This is a genomic window from Methylobacterium sp. Leaf123 (genome assembly GCF_001423405.1).
Taxonomy (GTDB): domain Bacteria; phylum Pseudomonadota; class Alphaproteobacteria; order Rhizobiales; family Beijerinckiaceae; genus Methylobacterium.
In genome coordinates this window covers 319,442-344,861 of record NZ_LMNS01000023.1, presented here as the reverse complement: position 1 = coordinate 344,861, position 25,420 = coordinate 319,442, and the positions used below count along the sequence as shown (strand labels likewise).

The window sequence follows — 25,420 nt, the reverse complement described above, 5'->3', positions numbered from 1 at the left end:
ACGCTTGGCGCCGCCGAGCGGGCTCGCAGCGGAGCCGCCCGGCAGTGGCAGGATCTGAAGAGCCAATCGCAGGCGACGGCCGAGGTTCCGCGTGCGGGCGCCTCAGCCCCGCTTGCGTCCGCCGCCGCCCTTGTAGCGGGGCTTCTGGCCCCCGAGCCCCTGCGTCGAGCGCGCCTTGGGCCGCTCCTGCCAGGGCACGGCGTCGGCCGGCAACTCGCGGTCGGTGCCCGGGCCCATATTGTCGAGGGTCGGCTTCGAGATGCGGCTGCCCTTCTGCCCGTAGCGGCCGGCCTCGCGCTCGATGTCGCCCTGCCGGGCCATGGGATCGTCGGAGACCATGAGTTCGGTCGCTTGGAGGCGCTTGAGCTCGTCGCGCAGCCGGGCCGCCTCCTCGAAATCGAGATCGGCGGCGGCCGCGCGCATCCGCTTTTCGAGATCGGCCATGACGGCCTTGAGGTTGTGGCCGACGGTGATCGCGTCCTTAGCCAGCCCCGTATCGACCCGGACGTGGTCGCGCTCGTACACGCTCTCGAGGATGTCGCTGATGCCGCGCTTGACCGATTGCGGCGTGATGCCGTGCTCCTCGTTGTAGGCGAGCTGCTTCTGGCGCCGCCGCTCGGTCTCGGCCATCGCCCGCTCCATCGAGCCGGTGATGTTGTCCGCGTAGAGGATGCAGCGGGCATCCGCGTTGCGGGCCGCGCGGCCGATGGTCTGGATCAGAGACGTTTCGGAACGCAAAAACCCTTCCTTGTCGGCGTCGAGGATGGCCACCAGCGCGCATTCGGGGATGTCGAGACCCTCGCGCAGCAGGTTGATGCCGATCAGCACGTCGAAGGCGCCCAGCCGTAGGTCGCGGATGATCTCGATGCGCTCCAGTGTGTCGATGTCGGAGTGCATGTAGCGCACCCGCACGGAGTTCTCGTGCAGGTACTCGGTGAGATCCTCGGCCATGCGCTTGGTCAGCGTCGTCACCAGGGTGCGGTAGCCGGCCTGGGCGACTTCGCGGACTTCGCCCAGCAGATCGTCGACCTGGGAGCGGGCCGGGCGGATCTCGATCACCGGATCGACGAGGCCGGTGGGGCGGATCACCTGCTCGGCGAAGACGCCGGCCGTGCGCTCCATCTCCCACTTGGCCGGGGTCGCCGAGACGTGGACCGATTGCGGGCGCATCGCGTCCCATTCCTCGAACCGCAGCGGGCGGTTGTCGAGGCAGGAGGGCAGGCGGAAGCCGTACTCGGCCAGCGTCGCCTTGCGGCGGAAGTCGCCCTTGTACATGCCGCCGATCTGCGGAACCGTGACGTGGCTCTCGTCGGTGAAGACGAGGGCGTTGTCGGGCAGATATTCGAACAGGGTCGGCGGCGGCTCGCCGGGCTTTCGGCCGGTGAGATAGCGCGAATAGTTCTCGATGCCGTTGCAGGCGCCGGTCGCCTCGATCATCTCGATGTCGAAGGTGCAGCGCTGCTCCAGCCGTTGCGCCTCGATGAGGCGGCCCATCCGCGTCAGTTCCTCGACGCGCTGCTTCAGTTCCGTCTTGATGCCCTTGATCGCCTGCTGGAGGGTGGGGCGCGGCGTGACGTAGTGCGAGTTCGCGTAGACCTTGATGAACTTCAGCTCGTTGAGCTTCTTGCCGGTCAGCGGATCGAACTCGACGATGGATTCGATCTCGTCGCCGAACAGGCCGATGCGCCAGCCGCGATCCTCCAAGTGGGCCGGCCACAGCTCGATCACGTCGCCGCGCACCCGGAAGGTGCCGCGGGCGAAGTCCGACTGGATGCGCTTGTACTGGAGCGCCACGAGATCGGCGATGAGCTGGCGCTGCTCGATCCGCTCGCCGAGGGTCACGGTGAACGACATCGCCGTGTAGGTCTCGACCGAGCCGATACCGTAGATGCACGAGACCGAGGCGACGATGATGACGTCGTCCCGCTCCAACAGGGCGCGGGTGGCCGAGTGGCGCATCCGGTCGATCTGCTCGTTGATCGAGCTTTCCTTCTCGATGAAGGTGTCGGACCGCGGCACGTAGGCCTCGGGCTGGTAATAGTCGTAATACGAGACGAAGTACTCGACCGCGTTGTCGGGGAAGAAGCTCTTGAACTCGCCGTAGAGCTGTGCCGCCAGGGTCTTGTTCGGCGCCAGGATCAGGGCCGGGCGCTGCGTCTCCTCGATGACCTTGGCCATCGTGAAGGTCTTGCCCGAGCCGGTGACGCCGAGCAGCACCTGATCGCGCTCGGCGGTTCTGACGCCCTCGACCAGGGCGGCGATGGCGGTGGGCTGGTCGCCGGCCGGCGTGAACTCGGATTTCAGCGTGAACTTGACGCCACCCTCCGACTTGGCCGGGCGCTCGGGCCGGTGCGGCACCCAGGCCTCGCCGTTCTTGAACAGCGGGTTGCCCTCGACGAGCAGCCGCTCCAGCGCCTCGACCGTGGCCGAGACGCCCTCGGTGGCAAGCGAGGGTGCCTCCGCTTCGGGCGCAGTTTCCGGTGCCGGGCCGTCATCGGGCGGGACGAGGCCGAGCGCCTGGGCCAGCCGCGGATCGACATCGGCCGCGTCGCCGATGGCGAAGCCCGCCTGCGGCGCCTCGGCGAAGCCGTCCTGCGCGATCTTCTTGTAGGCCTTCGCCTCACCCTTCTGCCCGCGTCCCTTCCGGGGCGGCTCCGGCACGGGCTCAGGCGCCTTCAGACGGTTGCGGTTGAGGGCCGGGTTGAGCAGCGCGGCGAGATGCTCGTCGAGAGGCATCAGCTCGGGCCGGTCGGCCTTCGCCGTCGTCTTCGAGGTCGCCTTGGCCGATGCTTTGGCCGAAGACTTGGCAGTCCCCTTGGCGGGTGCTTGGGCCGGGCTCACGCGCGGGTTCTTGGGTGCGGGCATGGCGACAATATGGGCCTGTCGGGCGGTCTCCGGAAGAGTCCGAACGGCCCGAGATTGTCCCGGCTTGCCGCCGTTTCGGGCCCGGACTCGCTTTGGTGCGTTCTCATCATGGGGAGACCGTCCTGAAAACGGTCAGCCTCCGCGAGGCCGAGGCGGATCTGCCGCGGCTGATCGCGGCGGCGTCTCGCGGTGAGCCGTTCGTCATTGCCGAAAATGGCCGGCCCCTGGTGCGGGTCGTGCCCGCGGACGCCAAGCCGCCGCGAACCCGGCGCCTCGGTTGTCTCGTCGGACAGATCTCGGTGCCGGACGATTTCGGTACGATGTTTCAGGACGAGATCATCCGCTTGTTCGAGGGTGACGCGGGCGCGTGAGGCTTCTCCTCGACACCCGTCTCCTGTTCTGACCGCCGCCGCCGCCGCGGTTTCGGTTCATCGCCCCGCGGGCCGTCCCCTTCCTCGTCTTGCGCAGCCGACCGAATGCCGCTTGACGGCTCTGCGCCTGCGTGTACTTTGCAATGCAAAGCACGCTTCGACGCGGGAAACGGACCCCATGCGTGAGACCCACGGCGACCTCGACAGGGCGCTCGCCGACATCGTCGCGATCCGGATGCAGATCGCGCGGGACACGGCGTTCCGCGGCCTCGGCTCCGCCACGCTCGCCGCCACCGGCGCGCTCGCCCTCGTCGTCGCGGGGGCCCAAGCCCTGCTGCTGGACGACCCGACCGCGCGGCCGGTCGTCTTCTTCGGCCTCTGGGTCGCCGCCGCCGTCACCGCCTGCCTCCTGATCGGCTTCGAGGCGGTGCGCCGCTCGCGCCGGGTCCATTCGGGGCTGGCCGACGCCATGGTGTTCAGCGCCATCGAAGGGTTTTTGCCCGCGGGTGGGGCGGGCCTCTGCCTCGGGCTCGTCTTCGCCCGCTTCGCGCCGGACCAGCTCTGGATGCTGCCGGGCCTGTGGCAGGTTCTGGTCGGGCTCGGCCTGTTCGCCTCCGCCCGCATCCTGCCCCGCACCGTGCCGCTGGCGGGCGCGTGGTACCTGCTGGCCGGGCTCACCGTGCTGGCCCTCGCCAGCGAGACGCGCCACCTCTCGCCCTGGCTGATGGGCGTGCCCTTCGCGGTGGGGCAGGGGCTCGTCGCCATCATCATTCACCGCCATTCGGGCCAAGGTGACGGATCGATTGACGGATCTGCCGACGGAGACGCCGATGCCGACCTCTGATCGCAGCGACGCCCGCTTCTCCTATGAGGGGCTCGACCGGATCATCCACGAGCGGGCGCGGCTCTCGGTGCTGACCTCCCTGGTCTCGCATCCCCGCGGCCTCGCCTTCCCCGACCTCAAGCGCCTGTGCGGGCTCACGGACGGCAATCTCAGCCGCCACCTCGCCGTGCTGCAGGAGGCCGACCTCGTCAGCCTGGAGAAGGGCTACGACCAGAACCGGCCGCAGACCCTCTGCCGCCTGACGCCCTCCGGGCGCACCCGCTTCCTCGATTATCTCGGGGTGCTGGAGCAGGTGGTGCGCGACGCCGCGCAAGCTGCCGGCCGGTCGCAAAGCTCCGCCAGCCGATCCCAGGCCGACGACCGGCCCGCCGGCCACGACCGTTCCGGCCTCGCCGAACCGGTCTGACGACCGGCCCCGAAGTTCCCTCAAAAAACCGCCGAACGCCGCATCCCCCACGTGTCTCGCACTTCGCCCGGAGACTTTACGATGCAAAGCCCTCTCGATCGCAGATTAGGTCTTCACGCGGCGATCATCATGGATGGCAACGGCCGCTGGGCCAGTGCCCGCGGCCTGCCCCGGGGGGCGGGCCACCGGGCGGGCGTCAAGACGATCCAGCGGGTGGCGGAGGCCGCCCCCGCTCTCGGCATCGGCACGCTGACGCTCTACGCCTTCTCCAGCGACAACTGGCGCCGCCCGGCCGAGGAGGTCGGCGGGCTGATGCGCCTGTTGCGGGCCTATCTGCGCGGCGAGACCGATCGGCTCGCCCGCAGCGGCACCCGCCTCACGGTGATCGGCCGCCGCGACCGCCTGCCGCCCGGCATCCCGGAGGCGATCGACCGGGCCGAGGCGGCGACCGCGTCGGGCGACCGGCTGCACCTGCGCATCGCCGTCGATTACTCCTCGCGCGACGCGATCCTCGCCGCCGCCGCCCGGCTCGGGCCGGAGGGCCTCAGCCGCGACGGCCTGAGCGAGGCCCTGGGGGCGGACGGGGATGTCGATCTCCTGATCCGCACGGGGGGCGAGAAGCGGCTCTCCGACTTCCTCCTCTGGGAGGCGGCCTACGCGGAGCTGCACTTCACCGACCGGATGTGGCCCGATTTCGGCGCCCCCGACCTCGCCGCGGCAGTGGCCGATTTCACCGCCCGCGATCGGCGGTTCGGCGGGTTGAACCCGCCCGCGGTGCCGCAAGCCGCCTGACCCACCCCACCACGGCCCGGCCGCCCAGGCGGTCTTGACGCAGGATTCGTCCGGTTCTGCGAATCCTCGCTCATGTCCGGGGCACATGATGAAGATCCTGCTCGTCAACGTGCCCCATCCGGCGATTGGCAGCCGAATCCCCGACGACCATCTGCCGCCGCTGGGGCTTCTCGCCATCGGCGGCCCGTTGATCGATGACGGGCATGCCGTCTCCCTCATCGACGCCGAGTTCGGACCCGTGCCGCTGCCGGACCTCGTCCGGGAGATCGTCGCGCAGGCGCCCGAGGCGGTCCTGTTCGGTCATTCCGGCTCGACTTCGGGGCACCCGGTCATCGCGGAGGTGTCGTCGAGGGTGGCCGCGGCTATGCTTGGCGTGACGATCATCTATGGCGGTGTCTTCCCGACCTATCACGGGCGCGAGATTCTCGAGGCCGAGTCCCACGTCGCCGCGATCGTGCGCGGGGAGGGCGAGGAGACCGCCCGGCGGCTCATGGCGGCGCTCGCGGCGGGCCGTCCGCTCGGCGACGTGCCCGGCCTGACCTACCGCGACGGCGACGCGATCTGGGAAACGCCGCCGGCCCCGCTGATCCGCGATCTCGACGCCTACCGGATCGGCTGGGAGCTGATCGACCATGCCCGCTACAGCTACTGGGGCGGCCTGCGCGCGGTCGTCGTCCAGTTCTCCCGCGGCTGCCCGCATCCCTGCACCTATTGCGGCCAGCGCGGCTTCTGGACCCGCTGGCGCCACCGCGATCCCGTCCGCTTCGCCGCCGAACTCGCCCGGCTCCACCGGGAACACGGCGTGCGCGTCGTCAACTTCGCCGACGAGAATCCCACCGTCTCGAAGAAGGTCTGGCGCACCTTCCTGGAGGCGCTGATTGCCGAGAACGTCGATCTCATCCTGGTCGGCTCGACGCGGGCGGACGACATCGTGCGCGATGCCGACATCCTGCCGCTCTACAAGCGGGCGGGGTGGGAGCGCTTCCTGCTCGGCCTCGAGAGCACCGATACGGCCACCCTCGACCTGATCCGCAAGGGCGCCACCACCACGACCGACCGCGAGGCGATCCGCCTCCTGCGGGCGAACGGCATCCTCTCCATGGCGACCTGGGTGGTGGGCTTCGAGGAGGAGCGCGACCGCGACTATTGGCGCGGCCTGCGGCAGCTCCTCGCCTACGATCCCGACCAGATCCAGATGCTCTACGTGACGCCGCATCGCTGGACGCCCTATTTCCGGCTTGCGGAGGAGCGCCGGGTGATCCAGCTCGACCGGCGGCGGTGGGACTACAAGCATCAGGTGCTCGCCACCCGCCACATGCCGCCCTGGCGGGTGCTGCTCTGGTTCAAGCTGATCGAGGTGATCCTTCAGGCCCGCCCGAAGGCGCTGGCGCGCATCTACCTGAACCGCGATCCTCGCCTGCGCCACGCCATGCGCTGGTACACGCGGATGGGCCGGCGAGTCTGGCCCCACGAGATCCTGGCTTGGCTGCGCGATCCGCTGACACGGACGGGCCCGACTGTCGCGGCGTTCTGGGGCAGGGGGCAAGAGCGGGAGGAGGCGATGGCCGTGCGCGCCGCGGCCCGATCCCGTCCGGCTGGTCGCGAGGCCGCCTGACTGGACGAAGCCCCCGCAAACGCCACATGCACGGGACCAATCCCGTCCCGAAGCTTCTAAAAAAGATTCCGATGCAGGCCGATCCGAACGCTGCGCCCCCCGCCCTCGACGACGAGACCCTCGCCTTTGCGGCGCGTCTCTTCCAGTACGCCCGGATGGGCCATGCGGAGGAACTGGCCGAGCTGTTCGGCCAGGGCCTGCCGGCGAACCTGCGCAACGACAAGGGTGACAGCCTGCTGATGCTCGCCGCCTATAACGGCCAGGCGGCGACGACCCGGGTCATCCTCAAGGCCGGGGGGGATCCCGAACTCGCCAACGACCGCGGCCAGACCCCGCTGGCCGGCGCCGCCTTCAAGGGCGATGCGGACATCGTCCGGCTGCTCTTGGAGCACGGCGCGCAGGTCGACGGGGTCGGTGACGGCAGCCGCACCGCGCTGATGGTGGCGGCGATGTTCGACCGCACCGAGATCGTCGATCTGCTGCTCGCCCAGGGCGCCGACCCGTCCCGGCGCGACGCGTCGGGGATGAGTGCGGCCGACATGGCCCGCCAGATGGGGGCGCAGAACACGCCGGCCCAGTTGGAACGCGCTCAAGCGGGCTGACCGGTTCCGGCGCGCCCCGCCTCGTGTAGGATCGGGCCTGAGCCGGGCCAAGAATCCCGGACGCGAGAAACGCCGGGAGGGACGCCATGCCGGATGCGGTCGGGGCGATCGACCAGGGCACCACGAGCACGCGCTTCATCGTGTTCGACCGCCGGGGCACGATCCTGGCGCAGGCTCAGCGCGAGCACGAGCAGATCTTTCCCCGGCCCGGCTGGGTCGAGCACGACCCGCGGGAGATCTGGCGCAACACCCATGCGGTGATGCGCGAGGGGCTGGCCCGCGCCGGGCTGGCGCCGGGGGATCTCGCCGCCATCGGCATCACCAACCAGCGCGAGACCGCCGTTCTCTGGGACCGGCGGACCGGCGAGCCGCTGCACGATGCCATCGTCTGGCAGGACACCCGCACCGACCGGTCCGTCGCCGCGCTCGCCCGCGATGGCGGGCGCGACCGCTTCCGCGCCGTCACCGGCCTGCCGCTGGCGAGCTACTTCTCCGCCTCCAAGCTCGCATGGCTGCTCGACCACGTGGACGGGGCGCGGGCGAAGGCCGAGGACGGCAGCGCCCTGTTCGGCACGATCGATTCCTGGCTCGTCTGGAACCTCACCGGCGGCCCGGAGGGCGGGCTTCACGTCACCGACGTGACCAATGCCAGCCGCACCCAGCTCATGTCGCTCGCGACCCTCGATTGGGACGAGGCGATGCTCGGCGTGTTCCGCATCCCGCGGGCGGTGCTGCCGCGCATCGTCTCCTCCAGCGCCGTGCTGGGCGAGGTCCGCGACCCGTGTCCCGGCGTGCCGCTCGGCGGCATTCTGGGCGACCAGCAGGCGGCGCTGTTCGGGCAGACCTGCTTTGCGGCGGGCGAGGCCAAGAACACCTACGGCACCGGCTGCTTCGCGCTGATGAACACCGGCCCCGAGCCCGTCGCGTCGAGCGCCGGGCTCATCACCACCGTCGCCTACCGGCTCGACGGGCGCCCGCCGGCCTACGCGCTCGAAGGCTCCATCGCCATCACCGGCGCCCTGGTGCAGTGGCTGCGCGACAATCTCGGGCTGATCGGCGCGTCGAGCGAGATCGAGGGGCTGGCCCGCAGCGTCGAGGACAATGGCGGCGTCTACGTGGTGCCGGCGTTTTCCGGCCTCTACGCCCCGCATTGGCGCGACGATGCCCGCGGCCTCATCATCGGCCTGACCCGCTACGCCAACCGCGGCCACATCGCCCGCGCCTGCCTGGAGGCCACCGCCTACCAGACCCGCGAGGTGCTGGAGGCGATGGAGCGCGATTCCGGGTGTCCGATCGCCGAACTGCGCTGCGACGGCGGCATGACCGTCAACGACCTGCTGATGCAGTTCCAGGCCGACATCCTGGACCGGCCGACCCTGCGCCCGAAGGTTTCGGAGACGACGGCTTTGGGCGCAGCTTATGCCGCGGGGCTCGCAACAGGGTTTTGGAAGACCCTCGAAGATCTTCGTGACAACTGGGCCGTGGACAAGCGCTGGCATCCGCATATCCAGGCAGAAGAACGTCGGGCACTGTTCGCCGGTTGGAGCCGGGCCGTGGAACGCTCGTTCGGATGGGTCGAGGAGAACGCTTGATGGTTGCTCGGATACGCTCGCTTCGCGCGGCTCTCCTGGTTTCGGCCCTGGCGCTGACCCCGCTCGCCGCCGGCCTCGCGCCGAGGGCGGCCCTCGCCGCGCCGGCCGCCGCCTATCCGGGCCAGCAGGAGGGCGACCACGTCGTCGAGAACTTCACATTCGCGAGCGGCGAGAGCCTGGACCGGGTCAAGCTGCACTACACCACCCTCGGCACGCCGCATCGCGGCGCGGATGGCGAGATCGACAACGCCGTGCTCGTCCTGCACGGCACCACCGGGACCGGGAAGAGCTTCCTGATCCCGACGCTCGGGCCGGAGCTGTTCGGCGAGGGGGCGCCGCTCGATGCGCGGCGCTGGTACGTGATCCTGCCCGACGGGCTCGGGCGCGGCGGCTCCTCGAAACCGTCCGACGGCCTCAAGGCGCATTTCCCCCGCTACGGCTATGGCGATGTCGTGGAGGGCCAGCACCGGGTCGTCACCGAGGCGCTCGGCGTCAAGCATCTGCGCCTCGTGCTCGGCACTTCCATGGGCGGGATGCAGGCCTGGATGTGGGGCGAGCGCTATCCCGGCAGCATGGACCTGCTGATGGCGGTGGCAAGCCAGCCGATCCCGGTGAGCGGACGCAACGCCCTGTGGCGGCGCCTGCTGATCGAGGGCATCCGCACCGATCCCGACTGGAAGGGCGGCGATTACACTGCGCAGCCCCGCAGCTTCGGCCGCATCCTGCCGATCTTCAACATCATGACCGAGAGCGTGCTCGGCCTCCAGAAGCAGGCCCCGACCCGCGCGGCCGCCGACACGGCCTACGACAAGATGATCGCCGGCTACGAGAACAAGGCCGACGCCAACGACTGGCTGTACTGGTTCGATTCCTCCTTCGATTACGACCCCTCGCCGGACCTCGAGAAGATCACCGCGAAGGTGCTCGCGGTAAACTTCGCCGACGACGAGCTGAACCCGCCCCAGCTCGACGTGATGAACGCCGCGTTCAAACGGGTGAAGGACGGCCGCTTCGTGCTGGTCCCGACCTCGTCCGAGACGCACGGCCACCAATCCCTGCGCTTCGCCAGCCTGTGGAAGGGCTACCTCGCCGAATTCGTGAGACAGCCCGAGGCGGCGACGGAGAAGACGAATTCGTCGGAGCAGCCGGAGGGCAGCCGGTAGAGGGGTCGGACGTCCTGCCGAACGCGGAGAGTGTCAAAAGTTACACGTCGAAGCTTATCATATGTCGTCGTGATCCGGCCGGCTGCCTATTCGAGCCAAAGGCGCAGGCCGAATCATGCACTTTCTCGCGGAAATCGAGAGAGCATTAAGTATTGCGGGGCAGGGTGAGGCGTCCGAATAGACCGACCCCACTCCCGGATTCATGATGCGCGTTTCCCTCAAGGCTGCCCTGGCGGGCTCGTTCAGCCTTCTGGCTGTGGTTGCTGCGGCCCAAGGCGGGATAAGCGTCGTCAGACTCTCGAACATCGATCACGAAGTCCGTGATATCGCCGACAATTGGCTGCCCTCGGTGGGGCTGCTCGGCGACATCAGCACCGCGACGCGGGACGAGCGGGTGAAGACCTATCGCTACGTCGCCGCCTCGCCGACCGCCGCCCTGCTCGCCGAGAACGAGAAGAGCGTGCGGGCAAGCCAAGCGGCTCTCGAAGCCCTGCGGCGCGCCTACGAGCCGATGATCGCCTCCCCCGAGGAGCGGGCCTTGTACGAGCGCTTCGTCTCGACTTGGACGACCTATACGGGCCGGGTCGAGGCGCTCATCGCCCTGATGCGGGAGGGACGCCAGGCCGAGGCGCTGGCCCTCCTCACCGGCCCCGAGGCTCTGGGCCTCGCGCAATCCGCGACCAAGGCGCTTCAGGAGAACCTCGCCCTCAACAAGCAGGGCGCCAAGCAGAGCGTCGAGGGCGCCGTCGGCAGCGCGGCCTCCGCCACGGTCTCCGCCTGGATCGCCATGGCCGTGACCCTGCTCTCGGCGCTCGCCGCCGCCCTGTTCGGCTGGTTCGGGATTTCGCGACCGATCGCGCGGATGACCGGCGCGATGGGCTCGCTCGCGGCGGGTGACGCGGCAGTCGCCGTACCGGGGCAGGGGCGCGGCGACGAGATCGGCGCCATGGCCGCGGCGGTGCAGGTGTTCAAGGACAACCTGATCCGCACCCGCGTCCTGGAAGAGGAGACGCGGGCCGCCCGCGCCGGCGCCGAGGCGCAGCGCCGGGCCGCCGCGCGCGCCCTGGCCGACGATTTCCAGCGCGCCGTCGGCGGCATCGTTGCGGGGGTGACCGCCGCCGCGACCGAGCTTCAGGCCACCGCCGGGGCGATGACCGCCAACGCCACCCGGACCGCCGACCAGTCCGGCACGGTGGCCGCGGCAGCGGGGGAGGCGGCGGCCAATGTCGGCACGGTGGCTGCCGCAGCCGAGGAGCTCGGCGCCTCGGTGCAGGAGATCGGCCGGCAGGTCGATGGCTCGGCGACGCTGGCGCAGGCCGCCGTAGCCGAGGCCGGCGAGACCGCGGCCCTGGTGCGCGACCTCTCGGATGCCGCCGCGCGGATCGGCGACGTGGTCGCGATGATCGCCACCATCGCCGGGCAGACCAACCTGCTGGCGCTCAACGCCACCATCGAGGCGGCGCGCGCAGGGGACGCGGGCCGCGGCTTCGCGGTGGTCGCCGCCGAGGTCAAGGAACTCGCCAACCAGACCGCGCGGGCGACGGAAGACATCACCGGCCAGATCGGGCGCATCCAGGGCGCGACGGGGCAGGCGGTCCGCGCCATCGGCGGCATTTCGGGCCGGATCAGCGAGATCAGCGGCGTCGCCACCAGCATCGCCGCTGCGGTCGAGGAGCAGGGTGCGGCGACGCAGGAGATCGTGCGCAACGTCGCCCAGGCCGCGGGCGGGACGGAATCGGTCACCCGCACCATCGCGGAGGTGGCGGGCACGGCGGAGGAGACCGGGGCGGCGGCGGCCCAGGTGCTGGCCTCGGCGACCGAGCTGTCGCGCCAGTCCGAGTATCTCGGCGCGGAGGTCTCCCGGTTCCTCGATACGGTGCGCGCGGCCTGAAGCCGGGATCGGTTCTCCAGGGCTCTGCCCTGGACCCGCCGAAGGGCTTGCCCTTCGGGAAAACCCGTTACGGGCGAAAACCCTCGAAGATCATCTGGTCCGCGTGCTCGTGGGCCAGGGCCCGCTGCGCCTCGGTGCGCACGGTCCAGGTCATCACCGGCATGTTCCCGAGCCGGCGGCAGAGATAGGGCACCGGGCCCGGCAGGTCGCCGACGCGCCAGGACAGGAAGTGCGGCCGGCTCACATGGATGTGGAGCAGGCCCGACAATTCGGCCCGCAAGGACGGCGCCAGCCGGGCGTAGTGCGGATCGTCCTGGTTGGCCTCCGCGACGATGCCGCGGGGCAGGCCCGGTGCGATCTCGGCCAGCGTCGCGACGATGCCCGGATCGAAGGATTTCAGGGCCACCGGAGCATCGAGCCCGGTCACGATCTCGGCGGCGCGGCGGGTGAGCCGGCGGTCGCCGTCGAAGCGCGACTTGATCTCGACGATGACGGGGACACGGCCCGCGACCCGCGCCAGGAAGTCCGCAAGCGTCGGGATGCGCTCCTCGGTGCCGGCCAGGGTCAGGGTGCCGAGTTCGGCGGCCGTGCGCGATTCCACCGGCTCGGACGTCTCGGTGAGGCGCCCGAGCGCCTCGTCGTGGAACACCATCGCCTCGCCGTCGGCGCTGAGCTGCACGTCGCACTCGATGGCGTAGCCGCCCGCCACCGCCGCCTCGGCCGCGGCCAGGGTGTTCTCCGGGAGGCCGGCGGCGCGGTCGTGCAGGCCGCGATGGGCGATCGGACGGGCGATGAGCCAGTCCGGCGCCCGATCCAGGGTCGCGCTCACGCGACCTCGAACATCGCCTCGACCTCGACCGCCGCGTCGAGGGGCAGTTCGGCCACACCCACCGTCGAGCGGGCATGGCGGCCGCGATCGCCGAGGATCTCGACCATCAGGTCCGAGGCGCCGTTCATGATCGGGGCGAGACCGGCAAAGCTCGGCACCGCGTTGATGAAGCCGCCGAGCCGCACGCATTGTACGACGCCGCGGTCGAGGTCGCCCACCGCCGCCTGGACCTGGGCCAGCACGTTGAGCGCGCAGAGCCGGGCCGCCGCGATGCCCTGCTCGGCCGAGACCTCGGCGCCGAGCTTGCCCTTATGGGCCGGGTCGAGGGTGCCGTCCGGGCCGAAGCAGATCTGGCCGGAAATGACGACGAGGTTGCCGGTGCGGATATAGGGCACGTAGTTCGCGACCGGAGCCGCCGCCTTCGGCAGCTTCAGGCCGAGCGCTTCCAGACGTTCCTTGACCGAGTTCATCGCCGTCTCCCGTTGAGAGTGCCTGACGAAACGCCCGGTCACGGACCCCTTCGCCTTCGGGGGTGACGGTGCCGCGGGCGTTTCGTGAGAGTCACGAATGCTGCGGCGTTCTGAGCACGGGCGTGGGGCGACTCGCAAGGGGGAAGGGCGAAGCATCACGGCAATCGTTCGAAGCCGCCAGAGCGGCTTCGCGGCGCGAAGAGCGCCGCGCGCAGCGGGCCTTTCAGGATCTCAGTCCTGAAAGGCGTCGAGCGGAGCGAAAGCCTGAGCCCGCGGAGGCGGGCGCCGGCGACTGAGGCAAGCAAAGAACCAGGGCGATCGCCTTTGAGCGATCACCCTGGCAAAGCCTGCTTCAACCGGCGGTCTCCGTCGCCTGCGGCGCGACCCGCGGTGCCTCTGCAGAGAAATCGTAGCGCAGGTCGGCATGGGCCACGGTGGCCGGGCGGTGGGCGACGATGACCCGCGTCATCTTCAGGTCGCGGAGCGCGGCGGCGATCACCGCCTCGGTCGGCTCGTCGAGGGCGCTCGTCGCCTCGTCCAGAAACAGGATCTCCGGGCGGCGGTAGAGGGCGCGGGCGAGGATCACCCGCTGGCGCTGGCCGCCCGAGAGCGTCGAGCCCATATCGCCGACCAGGGTCTCGAAGCCCATCGGCGTGCGGGCGATGTCGTCGAGGATCGCGGCGCGGGCGGCGCATTCGCGGATCCAGCCGAGATCGGGCCGCTCGTCGAAACAGGCGATGTTCTCGGCGATCGAGCCGGCGAACAGCCCGTCATCCTGCATCACCCCGGCGATGCGGGCGCGGTAGGCCGCCAACCCGCCGGAGCGGATGTCGCGCCCATCGACCAACACCGCGCCCTCGGAGGGCGGCAGCAGGCCCATCAGGATCTTCATGACGCTGCTCTTGCCGCAGCCCGAAGGGCCGGTGATGGCGAGGCTTTCGCCCGGCGGCACCTCCAGCCCGAGAGTGCGGAACACCCAGGGCTCGTCGTCGCCGTAGCGGAGGGACAGGCCGACGGCGCGCAAGCCCGCGCCGCGCACCGGCGGACGCTCCCCGGCGAGGAGGGCGGGGCTCGCCACCGGCGCCACCGCGGCGGCGGCCTCCTCCGGCTCGGTCATGACGATGTCCGAGAGCCGGTCGGTCTGCACGTTGAGCATCCGGAGCTGGAAGCCCGACTGGATCAGGTTGCCGATGCGGGTCGAGAACTGGTCGCGATAGGCCAGAAACGCCACCAGCATGCCGAGCGTTATCGACTGATCGATCACGGCGCGGGCGCCGAGCACCAGCAGGATCAGCCGGTCGGCGCCGAACAGGAACTCGTTGCCGCGGCCGAACACGAGGTCGAGCCGCTGCAACCGCAGCCGCGCGTTCAGCGCCTGGACGAACTGGTTCATCCACGTGCCGCGGCGGCGCTCGCGCAGGTTCAGGAGCTTGACGCTGGCCATGCCGCGCACGGTCTCGATGAAGTGGCTTTGCTGGCGCGCCTCCGCGACGATCGCCTCCTCGGTGCCCTCGCGGTAGGCCTTGTAGGCGGCGATCCGTAGCCCCGCATTGAGCGCGGTGGCGGCGATTGCCACCAAGGCGAGCCAGCCGCCGTAGAGGAACAGCATGATCAGCATGCCGACCGACATCAGCCCGTCGAGCAGCGCCTGGACGAGATCGGTGGTGATGCCCTTCTGGATCGTCGCGAGCGTGCCGAAGCGGGAGATCACGTCGCCGACATGCCGCTTCTGGAAATAGTCGAGCGGCAGCCGCGAGAGGTGATCGAACAGCGAGCCGGACCATTGATAGTTCAGCTTCGTGCCCGTGAGCATGATCGCCCAGCTTCGGGCGACGCCGAGGCCGAGTTGCAGCACCAGCAGCAGGGCGAGGCCGAGCGCCACGACGAGCAGCAGGTCGAGATCGCCGTTCACGATGACCTCGTCGATGACGATCTGCGAGGCGATCGGCATCAGGATCGCGACGAGTTCGATCCCGAGCGACAGGGCCAGGATCTGAACCATCGCCGAGCGGATCCCGGCCATGCCCCGGAACAGGTCGGAGAGCGCGAGGCCGCGGGCCGCCCGCTCGCGCACGAAGCTCTGGTTCGGCGCCACCTCCAGGGCGACGCCGGTGAATTCGCGCGAGGCCTCCGCGAGGCTCAAGGTCCGGCGCCCGCGGGCGGGATCGTGGATCACGATCTCCCGGCGCCCGACCCGTGCCAGCACGACGAAATGGTTGAGCCCCCAATGCAGGATGCAGGGCAGGCGCAGGCGGCCGAGATCGGGCAGTTCCACCCGCAGCGCCCGCGTCGTGAGCCCCATCGTGCCCGACAGGTCCATGAGGTTGCGCAGCGTCATGCCCTTGAGCGAGAGGGCGTGGCGGGCGCGCAAGCTTCCGAGATCGACCCGGCGGCCATGATAGCCCAGCACCATGGCGAGGCAGGCCATGCCGCACTCGGCGGCCTCCGCCTGGAGCACGACCGGCAGGCGCCGCCGGAAACCGAACTGAAGATCCGACAGCAGGCTCAATGCGTCCCTCCTTCGGTGACGAGATCGACGCTGCGCTTGACGTGGTAGAGGGGGTCGAGGAGCCAGCGGTAGAGCGGGCGCTTCTCGAGCGCGATGTCGGCCTCGACCCGCATTCCGGCCTCCAGCCGGCGCTTCTCGCCATAGGCCGTCACGCTGTCGGCATCCGGCCGCACGATGATGCGGTAGACGCCCCCATTCCCCGCATTCTTGGCCGTGTCCCGCGCTGCCTCGGGCCGGGCGTCGCCTTCGAGCGGCGCGCGGGTCACCTCCGTCACCGTGCCCCGGTGCAGGCCGAAGCGCTGGAACGGGAAGGCGGCGTAGCGCAGCATCACGCTGGCGCCGGGCTCGATGAAGCCGATCGCCGAGGAATCCACGAACAGGTTGGCCTGCAGCCGGCCCTCGCTCGGCAGCAGGGTAAGCAGGTTGGCCCCCGCCGCCACGGTCTGCCCGGCTTGCGCCCGGATCGAGGTGAGGATGCCGCGCTCCGGCGCGCGCACCTCGATGGCGCGGCGCGCCTCGCTCTCGGCCCGCTGCTGTTCGAGCTGCGCGGCGGTGCGGTCGAGTTCGGCGAGATCGCGCGCCAGGGTCTCGTCGAAGGTCGCGAGCTTGGCGCGCAGATCGCCGAGCTTGCCCTCGACCTGAAGCCCGCCCTGGCGGAACTGCGCGAGCTGCGAGCTGGCCTGGAGATAGAGGTAGTTCTGGCTCTGGAAGTCGGCCGCGCGGGCAAAGCCCCGGGTCACGAGGTCGGCGAGTTCGTCGGCGCGGGCTTTGAGCGGCGGCACCAGCTTTTCCTGGAGCGCGAGCTGCTCCTCGATCCTGGCGCGCTGCGCCTCCAGATTGGCGACCTGCTCCCGCAAGCCCTCCTTCTCGGCTGTGGCCATGGCGGCGCGGGCGGCGCGCTGGCGCTCCACGCTCTCGCGTTGGCGGCCGAGCTGGGCGATCACCCGCTCCTGGGTCGGGCCGCTCGCCGAGACCGCGTCGAGATCGATGGTGAAGAGGAGCTGGCCGCGCTCGACCCGGTCGCCCTCCTTGACGCCTGATGCGCTGACCCGCCCCGCGAGCGGGCTCGCCACGGTGATGAGGCCGATATCGGGCGCGAGCAGGCCGTCGGCATGGACCCGGCGGGTGTAGCTGCCGAGCCAGGCATAGACGCCGACGAGGACGGCGAAGGCGAGACACAGGCCGACCACGACGCGGATCGCCAGGGGCTGGATCACCTGGGCCTCGCCGAGCCAGGCGCTTCGCCGTGCCTCCACGACCTCGCGACGGAACAGGGGCGCGTTCACCGGGAAGCCTCCTCCGGGGTAGCGATCGAACGATCGGGTGCGTTGTTCTGACGCATGCAGGCCATAATCCGCAACAGAGTCAAATTCTTAGCCGTGTGGGCCGTGCGGGCGGCTTGCTCCCCGGCCGGCACGTCAATTTTTGTCCCCCGTTTGGGGGCCGCCCCGCCCCGCCACACCCGTCCCGCGAGGGCCGATCGCGCGGGTCCGCCGAAGGGAGGAGGTGCGGCGGATGCGCGTGGCCGGGGAGGGCACGGGGAGGGGGGATACGACCGCTGGTCGTGCTGTGAGAGAGCAAGATCTGTCCATCGTAGGGGGCCTGAGCCGATCGCCCCGGACCGTATACCGCAGCCCGGGTTGCCTGCCGGAATAATATCCGTACCTTATCCAGCAGAGCGACGCATGGCCGGCGCTCTTATTCCACAGGAAGACATAAATACAGAAAGTTCTTCCAATATCATTCGGACAAAGGAGAAAACCATGCAGCAGAACATTGATACCCTCCGCGAGCTGAACGCTGCGGAGCTGGATCAGGTCGGCGGCGGTCTGTCTCTCGGCCTCAACCTCGATCTCAGCAGCGAACTCGGGGCCGTGTCCGGTGTGGTCGATCAAGTGGGCGGCCTCGTCGGCGGCACGCTCGACACCGTGCTCGGCGCGGTGGGCGGCCTGCTCGGCGGCCTGCTCGGGAAGTAGCCCGATCGCCTGACACGTCCTCCCACGGAAGCGGCCGCCCCCACCGCTTCCGTGGGCCTCGCGCGGGGCGCGAAGACCGGCTGTGCCCTCGACGGGCGCCTCCGCCGTCGGCACGATCGACCCCGCGCAGAGGGGACGGGCCAAGGGAACGACCGCGAAGGCAGGTCGTTCTCATGCGTTCGGATCGAAGCGTCGCCGTCCCCTCGGTTCCGGGCGCAGGGTGGCCAAGGCGGCAAGAAACAAGGCAGCAGGGATATTCCGAAGCGCGCCCCGGCAGGCGCGCCAGCGAGAGGGAGAACGACGCGGCCGATGAGCGTTCCGTTCGTCAACGCCTCGGTGCAGGGCGATCTCAGCGCCCCGCCCGACCAGATTTTCGGCCAGATCCCCGCCAGCGGCATCGACGGCATCGCCTTCCTCGATTTCGCCTACGAGACGGCGGGTTCCAGCACGCACCGGGTCGGTGGCCTCCTCGTCGGCACGTGGCACGGCGGCTGGTACGGCCTGAGCCGGACCACGCTCACCTTCAGCGGCGACAGTCCGACCGGCAGCGAGCCCTGCGACGTGCGCACCGGCGACGCCTTCGTTCTGCGCGGGCCCGGCTATGCCGGCCGCACGCTCTGGAGCGGGCAATGCCGCGGGCGCTATCTCGCCTTCATGCCCGCCGCCGTGGAGCGGATGATCGAGGCGCCGCTCTCGCATCTGCGGATCGATTCGGTCACCTGCGATCTCGCCGAGCGGATGACCGTCTCCCATCTCCTGGCCGCCCTGGGGCAGGAGGCCAGCGGCCATGACAGCGCCGCGGACGCGCTTCTGGTCGACAGCGTCGCGCTCGCGGTGCTGCGCGCCTCCGGTGCCCTTTCGAGCCCACCCTCCCGCAAGAGCGCGGCCCTCACCGCCCGGCAGGCGCGGCGGGTGCGCGAACTCGTCGCCGAGCGGATCGATGCGCCCCTGTCCCTCGGAGAAATGGCGGCGGCGGCGGGCCTCAGCGAGGGCTACTTCGTGCGTGCCTTCAAGGGTACTTTCGGCGTGACGCCCTATCAATATGTCTTGCGCGAGCGCGTGACCCTGGCCCAGTCGCTGATCCGCTCCGGCACCGTCTCCTTGAGCGAGGCGGCCCTGCGCGCGGGCTTTCCCGATGCACGGCGGATGGGGCGGACCTTCCGCAAGATGATCGGGCGCTCACCGACGGAATCGACTCGGCTGCAGCGGGCCTGAGCCTTGAGGGCGGGTGCCGGACGGCACCGCGGCGCGACGATTTCGGGCGGATCGCGGGGGCGCGGGCCGCCCCGGCGCCCTCCTGCGATTGACACAGGCGCCTCGTTTCTTAGTAATCGCGCGCGTGCCGCCCGTCCCCCGAGGCGGCACTTTCTTTTGGCGACTTCGGGAGCCATCGCGTTCCCTGGATCGAGCCCGAGGAGACGGACCCGCGTGACTTCCGCCCTGCTCCCGACCTATGCCCGCGCCCCGGTCGCTTTCGAGCGAGGTGAGGGCGCATGGCTGGTGGCCGAGGACGGCGACCGCTACCTCGATTTCGGGGCCGGCGTCGCCGTCAACGCGCTCGGCCACGCCCATCCGCACCTCGTCGAGGCGTTGACCACGCAGGCGCAGAAGCTCTGGCACACCTCGAACCTGTTCCAGATCCCGGGAGGGGAGCGGCTGAGCCGGCGGCTCGTGGACGCGACCTTCGCCGACGTGGCCTTCTTCACCAATTCCGGCGCCGAGGCCAACGAGGCCGCCATCAAGATGGCGCGCAAGTACCATGCGGCGGGCGGCCATCCCGAGCGCTACCGTATCATCACCTTCGAGGGCGCCTTCCACGGCCGCACGCTCGCGACCATCGCGGCCGGCGGCCAGCAGAAGTACATCGAGGGCTTCGGCCCGAAGGTCGAGGGCTTCGATCAGGTGCCGGTCGGCGACTTCGCCGCGCTGGACGCTGCGATCGGCCCGGAGACCGCCGCCCTGATGATCGAGCCGATCCAGGGCGAGGGCGGCGTGCGGGTCATCCCCGGCGAGACCCTGCGGCACCTGCGCGCGCTCTGCGAAGAGCACGGCCTGCTCCTCATCATGGACGAGGTGCAGACCGGCGTCGGCCGCACCGGCAGGTTCTTCGCGCATGAGTGGTCGGGCGTCACGCCGGACATCATGAGCGCAGCCAAGGGCATCGGCGGCGGCTTCCCGCTCGGCGTCTGCCTTGCCACGGCCGAAGCCGCCCGCGGCATGACGGCCGGCACCCATGGCAGCACCTTCGGCGGCAACCCGCTCGCCATGGCGGTCGGCAACGCCGTGCTCGACGTGGTGCTCGGGGACGGCTTCCTCGAGCATGTCGAGCGCATGGACCTGTTGCTCACGCAGAAGCTCGCGGGCCTGATCGACCGGCATCCCTCTATCTTCGCCGAGTTGCGCGGGCAGGGGCTGATGCGGGGCCTGAAGCTCAACCTGCCGAACACCGAGTTCACGGCGGCCGCCCGCGCGCGGCATCTGCTGGTGATCCCGGCCGGCGACAACGTGGTCCGCCTCCTGCCGCCGCTGATCGTCGGCGAGACGGAGGTGGACGAGGCCGTGGCCTGTCTGGAGGCCGCGGCGACCGATCTGGAGGCGCAGATGCGTGGGGCTGCCTGAGGGCGGCACCGCGCGCGTAGATATTGAGATGACCACGACCCTGAACGGCAGCGGCCCGCATGTCCGCCACTTCCTCGACCTGAAGGACTTCTCGGCCGAGACCCTGCGCGGTGTCCTCGACACCTCCGCCGCGATGAAGCGCGCGCGGGTGAAGGGCCAGCGCGCGGCGGAGCGACCGCTCACCGGCAAGATGCTGGCGATGGTGTTCGACCGGCCCTCGACCCGCACCCGCGTCTCCTTCGACGTGGCGATGCGCGAACTCGGCGGCGACACCCTGATGCTGACGGGCAAGGAGATGCAGCTCGGCCGCGGCGAGACGGTGTCCGACACCGCCCGCGTGCTGTCGCGCTTCGTCGATGCGATCGTGATCCGCACCCTCGACCACGGCCTGGTGATGGAGTTGGCCGAGCATGCCGAGGTGCCGGTCATCAACGCGCTGACCAAGGCCTCGCATCCCTGTCAGATCATGGCCGACGTGCTGACCTTCGAGGAGCATCGCGGGCCGATCCAGGGCCGCACGGTCGCGTGGTCGGGCGACGCCAACAACGTGCTGGCGAGCTGGGTCCACGCCGCCGCCCGCTTCGACTTCACCCTCAACGTCGCCGCGCCGCGGGAACTGGCGATGCCGCCGGCCCTCGTCGATTGGGCCAAGCGCGAGGGCGCCCGCGTCAACGCCACCACCGACGCCTACGCGGCGGTCGAGGGGGCGGATCTGGTCGTCACCGATTGCTGGGTCTCCATGGGCGACGACGATGAGCATTTCCGCCATAACCTGCTCTCGCCCTACCGGGTGGACGCGGCGCTGATGAAGGCCGCGGCCAAGGACGCGCTGTTTATGCACTGCCTGCCGGCGCATCGCGGCGAGGAGGTCACCGCCGAGGTGATCGACGGTCCGCAATCGGTGGTGTTCGACGAGGCCGAGAACCGCCTGCACGCCCAGAAGGGCATCCTGGCGTGGTGCCTCGGCGAAGCCGCCTGAGGCGCATCCATCAATGGTAGCCGCCGCCCGGCCGTACCGGGCGGCGGCGGTGCGTCAACGCCGGTTGGTCCGCCGCGCGCGGCTGCGCTTTCTGTGCTCACCGTGCACATGCCCATGGTCCCGCATGTGCGAGTGATCGTGGTAGTGGCGGTGCCGCGCCGGGTGATGGGCGTGGAAATGATGATCGTGGTGGCGCGTGCTCGGATGCCAATCCACGGCGCCGACCGGACTGCCGGCCAGGACACCGCCGAACATCACGCCGGCTGCAAGCATCAGGACAAAACGCATCGGTCGCTTCCCGCTGTCGCACGGAGGTCGTGCACAGGCTCAAACGCGCGCCCGGATGTCATATTCCGCGCCGATTTCGGTTCGCGGCGCGTGCCCCCTTCAACCCTGGGTTCGGGAGCGGCCGGCGATCACCGTCCGCCGCGTCCTCAGAGGCCGTGGACCAGCTTGGTCAACTGGTCGGCGCAGATCCCCCAGCCCTGTTCGAACCCCATCGCCTCGTGCGCTTGGCGGTCCTCCAGCGTCCAGTGGCGGGCGCGTGCCGTGTAGCGGGTGCCGCCGGCCTCGTCGGCGAAGGTGAGGATCACCGTCAGGAACGGTTTCTCGGACGGAACCCAGGCCGAGCGGTAGGCGTCGGTGACGACGAGGCGCGTATCCGGCACCACCTCCAGATAGACGCCCCGGTTGGGCAGATCCTGCCCCTCGGGACTGCGCATCACGATGAGACTCGACCCGCCCGGCCGCAGGTCGAGTTCGACGACCGGCGTCGTGTAGGGTTTCGGGGCGAACCAGCGCTTCACCAGCTCCGGCTCGGTCCAGGCGCGCCAAAGCGCCCGGCGGGGCGCCGGGATCAGACGGGTGAGGACGAGGTCGCGGGGATCGTCGGCGTCGCTCATGCTGTGTCTCTCCGATCCTCAGGCCGGGCGCTTGCCCTGGTTCATCGCCCAGATCACGCCGAACGGGTCGCGGAGCTGCCCGTAGACGTCGCCCCAGAACATCTCCTGGTAGGGCGTCACCACCTCGGCGCCGGCCGCGACCGCCCGGTTCCACCACGTGGCGATGTCCTCGACCGGCAGGAGCAGGCTGAACGCTTGCGGCGTCTGAAGCGGGTGGCCGTATTCGGGAAAGGCATCGGAGAGCATCACCGAAGTCCCGTTGACGACGAGGTGGACATGCATGGTCCGCCCCTTCTCGTCCGCGGGCACGGAGGCGACGATCTCGGCGCCGAAGGCGTTCCGGTAGAACTCGGCCGCCCGCACGGCACCGTCGAGCGTGAGATAGGCGACCACGCCGCCCTTCGGAGGCACGGCTGCGGACGCCGCGTCGGTCTCGCTCATCGTCGCTCTCCCTGTTCGCGTCTCGGACGTCGGGGCCCGGAAGGTGCCGTGCGTCGCCGGTTCGCGCAAAGACTTTTTGGCGCGCCGCTTCCGAGGGTGGGCCCGTCGTCAGGGGCGGCCCCAGCCTCGTTTTCCTCCCCGTCGCGCGAGCGGTCGGATCGCCGCAGTCCAGGGTTGGGCTGGAACGATCCCCCACGCCCTCCGTTGGCCCGCGGTTTTCGCAAATGGTCACCGCGCCGCCCTCGCACGGTCGAACCGGACGCCGTTAGGGAAGAGGATCGATTCATGGATCTCGGCATCAGCGGTCGCGTCGCGGTCATCACCGGCGGCGATTCCGGCATGGGCTACGCGAGCGCGGAATATCTGCTGCGCGAAGGGGTCAAAGTCGTCCTCTCCGACCTGAAGGAGAAGGAGCTGGGGGAGGCGGCCGCGCGGCTCGCGGCGCTCGGCCCGGTCAAGTCCTGCCAGGCCGATCTCGCCTCCGAAGCCGGCGCGCGCAAGCTGCGCGACTTTGCCGACCAAGCCTTCGGCGAGCGGCCCACCATCCTCGTCAACGCCGCCGGCATCACCGGGGCCACGGGCGACTTCCTGGAGATCGACGACGAGGCGTGGCTCTCGACGATCCAGGCCGACCTGATGGCGGCGGTGCGGGTCGCCCGCGCCTTCATCCCCGGCATGCGCGAGGCGCGGTGGGGGCGGATCGTGTTCTTCACCTCCGAGGACGCGGTGCAGCCCTATGTCGAGGAACTGCCCTACTGCGCCGCCAAGGCCGGCCTGATGAACCTGACCAAGGGCCTCTCCAAGGCCTACGGGCCGGACGGGGTGCTGGTGAACTCGGTGGCGCCCGCCTTCGTGGCCACGCCCATGACCGACGCGATGATGGAGAAGCGCGCCGGGGAACTCGGCGTCTCCTTCGACGAGGCGGTCGAGAGCTTCCTCGAAGAGAAGCGCCCCGGCATCGTCGTCAAGCGCCGCGGCCGGGTCGAGGAGGTCGCGTCGGCGGTGGCCTTCCTGTGCTCGGAACAGGCGAGCTTCATCACCGGTGAGAACCTGCGCGTCGATGGCGGTGCCGTCCTCACCATGGCGTCCTGAGCGATGCGGGAACTCTCCTGCGACGTCGCGGTGATCGGGGCCGGCACCGCCGGCATCGCCGCCCACCGCGCCGCCCTCGATGCGGGCGTCCGCGCCGTGCTGATCGAGCAGGGCCCCGGCGGCACCACCTGCGCCCGCGTCGGCTGCATGCCCTCGAAGCTGCTGATCACCGCGGCCGAGGCGGCGCAGGAGGCCCGCGAGGCGCATCGGCTCGGCATCCACGTCGACGCGGTGCGGGTCGATGGCCCGGCCGTGCTCGCCCGGTTGCGGCACTTGCGCGACCGCTTCGTGGAATCCGTCTTCGCGGGGCTCGACACGTTCCCCGACGAGACGCGCCTCACGGGGCGGGCCGTGTTCGAGGGGCCGGATGCCCTGCGCATCGACGACCACACCCGCCTGCGCTTCAAGGCGGCGGTGCTGGCGACCGGGTCCAGCCCGAGCGTGCCCGAGCCGCTGAAGGGGCTGGGCTACCGGCTTCTCACCACCGACACCCTGTTCGAGATCGAGGATCTGCCGGCCTCCCTCGCCGTGCTCGGCGCCGGCCCGGTCGGGCTGGAACTCGCCCAGGCCATGGCCCGGCTCGGTGTGGCGACCAGCGTGTTCGATCCCGGCGACAGCCTCGGGGGCCTGCGCGATCCCGACCTGAAGCGGGCCGCCCGCGAGATCTTTTCGGACGCCTTCGACCTGCATCTCGGCGCCAAGGTTGAAAGCGGCAAGGCCGAGGGCGAGGGGGCGCGCCTCGGCTGGAACGGCGCGGGAGACACGGGGAGCAAGACGTTCGATCGGGTGCTCGCCGCCGCCGGCCGTCCGCCGAACGTGTCGGGCCTCGGCCTGGAGCACACCGGTGCGAGCCTCAACGACAAGGGCGGCCCGGTTCACGATCCCCGCTCGCTGCTCTGCGAGGGCGCCCCGATCCTGATCGCGGGCGACGCCAATGCCGACCGCCCGGTGCTGCACGAGGCGAGCCGTCAGGGCCGCATCGCCGGGCGCAACGCCGCGCGGCTCGCCCGCAGCGAGGGGGCCGAGCGGCCGGCGCGCTGGGTCGCGCTCACCATGGTGTTCAGCGATCCGCAGATCGCGGTGATCGGTGGCGGCTTCGATCCGGACGCGGACCGCCGCGTCGGCCGCGCCGATTTCTGCGACCAGGGCCGAGCGCGGGTGATGGACCGGGCGCAGGGCGGCGTCCGCCTCTACGCGGAGGCTGACGGGCGCCTCGCCGCCGCCGAGCTGATCGGCCCGGAGGCGGAGCATCTCGGTCATCTCCTGGCCTATGCGGTGCAGGACGGGCTGGACGTGCGGCGCTTGCGCGATCGCCCATTCTACCATCCGACCCTGGAAGAGGGCCTCGACACGGCGCTCTCGGATCTCGCCGACCACCTGAAGTAACCCTCGCGCGCCAAGGCTGTCGTCTTGCCTCGGTGGGGACGCGGACTCGTCGCTTTGCCACCGCCGGTTCCGGCTA

The 25,420-nt window shown here is 70.3% G+C and carries 23 protein-coding genes; 15 read left to right on the top strand and 8 right to left on the bottom strand.

The features are described 5' to 3' along the window. Positions 1-102: 102 nt before the first annotated feature. Positions 103-2,865: an excinuclease ABC subunit UvrB gene (uvrB, locus tag ASF53_RS15320; RefSeq protein ID WP_056199943.1), complete on the bottom strand. Its 2,763-nt coding sequence runs from the start codon at positions 2,863-2,865 to the stop codon at positions 103-105. 122 nt (positions 2,866-2,987) lie between these two features. Between uvrB and ASF53_RS15315 the strand changes: the two genes are divergently transcribed. From ASF53_RS15315 to ASF53_RS15275, 9 genes are all read left to right on the top strand, one after another. Continuing rightward, positions 2,988-3,236, top strand: a complete 249-nt coding sequence (locus ASF53_RS15315; protein ID WP_056200206.1) for a type II toxin-antitoxin system Phd/YefM family antitoxin — start codon at positions 2,988-2,990, stop codon at positions 3,234-3,236. A 178-nt stretch (positions 3,237-3,414) separates the two neighbouring features. Further along, positions 3,415-4,080, top strand: coding sequence for a hypothetical protein (locus tag ASF53_RS15310; protein ID WP_056199940.1), 666 nt, complete (start codon positions 3,415-3,417; stop codon positions 4,078-4,080). Continuing rightward, positions 4,067-4,486 (top strand): transcriptional regulator, encoded by a 420-nt coding sequence (locus ASF53_RS15305; RefSeq protein WP_056199937.1) that lies wholly within the window; start codon positions 4,067-4,069, stop codon positions 4,484-4,486. The genes ASF53_RS15310 and ASF53_RS15305 overlap by 14 nt, the downstream gene beginning before the upstream one ends. An 81-nt stretch (positions 4,487-4,567) precedes the next feature. After that, the gene (locus tag ASF53_RS15300) at positions 4,568-5,278 is read left to right on the top strand and encodes a di-trans,poly-cis-decaprenylcistransferase (RefSeq protein ID WP_056199934.1); all 711 of its coding nucleotides are present in this window, start codon (positions 4,568-4,570) and stop codon (positions 5,276-5,278) included. 88 nt (positions 5,279-5,366) lie between these two features. Then, the gene (bchE, locus tag ASF53_RS15295) at positions 5,367-6,893 is read left to right on the top strand and encodes a magnesium-protoporphyrin IX monomethyl ester anaerobic oxidative cyclase (RefSeq protein WP_056200203.1); all 1,527 of its coding nucleotides are present in this window, start codon (positions 5,367-5,369) and stop codon (positions 6,891-6,893) included. A 71-nt stretch (positions 6,894-6,964) separates the two neighbouring features. Beyond that, positions 6,965-7,495 carry an ankyrin repeat domain-containing protein gene (locus tag ASF53_RS15290; protein ID WP_200943244.1) on the top strand — a complete coding sequence of 177 codons (531 nt, stop codon included), beginning with the start codon at positions 6,965-6,967 and terminating at the stop codon, positions 7,493-7,495. 86 nt (positions 7,496-7,581) lie between these two features. After that, positions 7,582-9,087 (top strand): glycerol kinase GlpK, encoded by a 1,506-nt coding sequence (gene glpK, locus ASF53_RS15285; protein ID WP_056199929.1) that lies wholly within the window; start codon positions 7,582-7,584, stop codon positions 9,085-9,087. Further along, positions 9,087-10,250 (top strand): alpha/beta fold hydrolase, encoded by a 1,164-nt coding sequence (locus tag ASF53_RS15280; RefSeq protein ID WP_056199926.1) that lies wholly within the window; start codon positions 9,087-9,089, stop codon positions 10,248-10,250. Before glpK ends, ASF53_RS15280 begins: the two co-directional genes overlap by 1 nt. A 205-nt stretch (positions 10,251-10,455) precedes the next feature. Continuing rightward, positions 10,456-12,141: a methyl-accepting chemotaxis protein gene (locus ASF53_RS15275; protein WP_056200200.1), complete on the top strand. Its 1,686-nt coding sequence runs from the start codon at positions 10,456-10,458 to the stop codon at positions 12,139-12,141. A gap of 67 nt (positions 12,142-12,208) precedes the next feature. Here ASF53_RS15275 and ASF53_RS15270 read toward each other — a convergent pair whose 3' ends face one another. From ASF53_RS15270 to ASF53_RS15255, 4 genes are all read right to left on the bottom strand, one after another. After that, a complete protein-coding gene (locus ASF53_RS15270) occupies positions 12,209-12,970 on the bottom strand; it encodes a glycerophosphodiester phosphodiesterase family protein (protein WP_056199923.1) in 762 nt (253 codons plus the stop codon). Next, positions 12,967-13,440 (bottom strand): RidA family protein, encoded by a 474-nt coding sequence (locus ASF53_RS15265; protein WP_056199920.1) that lies wholly within the window; start codon positions 13,438-13,440, stop codon positions 12,967-12,969. The genes ASF53_RS15270 and ASF53_RS15265 overlap by 4 nt, the downstream gene beginning before the upstream one ends. A gap of 352 nt (positions 13,441-13,792) precedes the next feature. After that, entirely contained in the window at positions 13,793-15,949 is a 2,157-nt protein-coding gene (locus tag ASF53_RS15260) for a peptidase domain-containing ABC transporter (RefSeq protein ID WP_056199918.1), read from the bottom strand. Continuing rightward, the gene (locus tag ASF53_RS15255) at positions 15,946-17,235 is read right to left on the bottom strand and encodes an HlyD family secretion protein (protein ID WP_056199915.1); all 1,290 of its coding nucleotides are present in this window, start codon (positions 17,233-17,235) and stop codon (positions 15,946-15,948) included. The genes ASF53_RS15260 and ASF53_RS15255 overlap by 4 nt, the downstream gene beginning before the upstream one ends. Positions 17,236-17,712: 477 nt before the next feature. Between ASF53_RS15255 and ASF53_RS15250 the strand changes: the two genes are divergently transcribed. The 4 genes from ASF53_RS15250 to argF all read left to right on the top strand — a co-directional run bounded on the left by ASF53_RS15250 (position 17,713) and on the right by argF (position 21,523). Further along, entirely contained in the window at positions 17,713-17,925 is a 213-nt protein-coding gene (locus ASF53_RS15250) for a hypothetical protein (RefSeq protein ID WP_056199912.1), read from the top strand. A gap of 309 nt (positions 17,926-18,234) precedes the next feature. Further along, positions 18,235-19,140: a helix-turn-helix domain-containing protein gene (locus ASF53_RS15245; RefSeq protein WP_056199909.1), complete on the top strand. Its 906-nt coding sequence runs from the start codon at positions 18,235-18,237 to the stop codon at positions 19,138-19,140. A gap of 213 nt (positions 19,141-19,353) precedes the next feature. Further along, on the top strand, positions 19,354-20,544 hold the full coding sequence (locus tag ASF53_RS15240; RefSeq protein ID WP_056199906.1) for an aspartate aminotransferase family protein: 1,191 nt from the start codon (positions 19,354-19,356) through the stop codon (positions 20,542-20,544). Positions 20,545-20,572: 28 nt separating this feature from the next. Next, positions 20,573-21,523, top strand: a complete 951-nt coding sequence (gene argF / locus ASF53_RS15235; RefSeq protein ID WP_056199904.1) for an ornithine carbamoyltransferase — start codon at positions 20,573-20,575, stop codon at positions 21,521-21,523. 54 nt (positions 21,524-21,577) lie between these two features. Here argF and ASF53_RS15230 read toward each other — a convergent pair whose 3' ends face one another. The 3 genes from ASF53_RS15230 to ASF53_RS15220 form a co-directional block, all read right to left on the bottom strand. After that, a complete protein-coding gene (locus tag ASF53_RS15230; RefSeq protein WP_056199902.1) occupies positions 21,578-21,811 on the bottom strand; it encodes a hypothetical protein in 234 nt (77 codons plus the stop codon). 146 nt (positions 21,812-21,957) lie between these two features. After that, positions 21,958-22,425, bottom strand: coding sequence for an SRPBCC family protein (locus ASF53_RS15225; protein ID WP_056199900.1), 468 nt, complete (start codon positions 22,423-22,425; stop codon positions 21,958-21,960). 18 nt (positions 22,426-22,443) lie between these two features. Further along, on the bottom strand, positions 22,444-22,866 hold the full coding sequence (locus ASF53_RS15220) for a VOC family protein (protein ID WP_056199898.1): 423 nt from the start codon (positions 22,864-22,866) through the stop codon (positions 22,444-22,446). A 285-nt stretch (positions 22,867-23,151) separates the two neighbouring features. On the opposite strand from ASF53_RS15220, the gene ASF53_RS15215 reads away from it, so the two are divergent. Both ASF53_RS15215 and ASF53_RS15210 read left to right on the top strand, forming a co-directional pair. Further along, entirely contained in the window at positions 23,152-23,958 is an 807-nt protein-coding gene (locus tag ASF53_RS15215) for an SDR family NAD(P)-dependent oxidoreductase (RefSeq protein WP_056199896.1), read from the top strand. A 3-nt stretch (positions 23,959-23,961) separates the two neighbouring features. Continuing rightward, positions 23,962-25,344 carry a dihydrolipoyl dehydrogenase gene (locus tag ASF53_RS15210; protein WP_056199894.1) on the top strand — a complete coding sequence of 461 codons (1,383 nt, stop codon included), beginning with the start codon at positions 23,962-23,964 and terminating at the stop codon, positions 25,342-25,344. Positions 25,345-25,420 lie beyond the last annotated feature (76 nt).

Coding starts and splice junctions, on each gene's coding strand:
- uvrB (WP_056199943.1), bottom strand. CDS start 2,865: ATGCCCGCACCCAAGAACCCGCGCGTGAGCCCGGCCCAAGCACCCGCC.
- ASF53_RS15310 (WP_056199940.1), top strand. CDS start 3,415: ATGCGTGAGACCCACGGCGACCTCGACAGGGCGCTCGCCGACATCGTC.
- ASF53_RS15305 (WP_056199937.1), top strand. CDS start 4,067: ATGCCGACCTCTGATCGCAGCGACGCCCGCTTCTCCTATGAGGGGCTC.
- ASF53_RS15300 (WP_056199934.1), top strand. CDS start 4,568: ATGCAAAGCCCTCTCGATCGCAGATTAGGTCTTCACGCGGCGATCATC.
- bchE (WP_056200203.1), top strand. CDS start 5,367: ATGAAGATCCTGCTCGTCAACGTGCCCCATCCGGCGATTGGCAGCCGA.
- ASF53_RS15290 (WP_200943244.1), top strand. CDS start 6,965: ATGCAGGCCGATCCGAACGCTGCGCCCCCCGCCCTCGACGACGAGACC.
- glpK (WP_056199929.1), top strand. CDS start 7,582: ATGCCGGATGCGGTCGGGGCGATCGACCAGGGCACCACGAGCACGCGC.
- ASF53_RS15280 (WP_056199926.1), top strand. CDS start 9,087: ATGGTTGCTCGGATACGCTCGCTTCGCGCGGCTCTCCTGGTTTCGGCC.
- ASF53_RS15275 (WP_056200200.1), top strand. CDS start 10,456: ATGCGCGTTTCCCTCAAGGCTGCCCTGGCGGGCTCGTTCAGCCTTCTG.
- ASF53_RS15265 (WP_056199920.1), bottom strand. CDS start 13,440: ATGAACTCGGTCAAGGAACGTCTGGAAGCGCTCGGCCTGAAGCTGCCG.
- ASF53_RS15250 (WP_056199912.1), top strand. CDS start 17,713: ATGCAGCAGAACATTGATACCCTCCGCGAGCTGAACGCTGCGGAGCTG.
- ASF53_RS15245 (WP_056199909.1), top strand. CDS start 18,235: ATGAGCGTTCCGTTCGTCAACGCCTCGGTGCAGGGCGATCTCAGCGCC.
- argF (WP_056199904.1), top strand. CDS start 20,573: ATGACCACGACCCTGAACGGCAGCGGCCCGCATGTCCGCCACTTCCTC.
- ASF53_RS15230 (WP_056199902.1), bottom strand. CDS start 21,811: ATGCGTTTTGTCCTGATGCTTGCAGCCGGCGTGATGTTCGGCGGTGTC.
- ASF53_RS15225 (WP_056199900.1), bottom strand. CDS start 22,425: ATGAGCGACGCCGACGATCCCCGCGACCTCGTCCTCACCCGTCTGATC.
- ASF53_RS15220 (WP_056199898.1), bottom strand. CDS start 22,866: ATGAGCGAGACCGACGCGGCGTCCGCAGCCGTGCCTCCGAAGGGCGGC.
- ASF53_RS15215 (WP_056199896.1), top strand. CDS start 23,152: ATGGATCTCGGCATCAGCGGTCGCGTCGCGGTCATCACCGGCGGCGAT.
- ASF53_RS15210 (WP_056199894.1), top strand. CDS start 23,962: ATGCGGGAACTCTCCTGCGACGTCGCGGTGATCGGGGCCGGCACCGCC.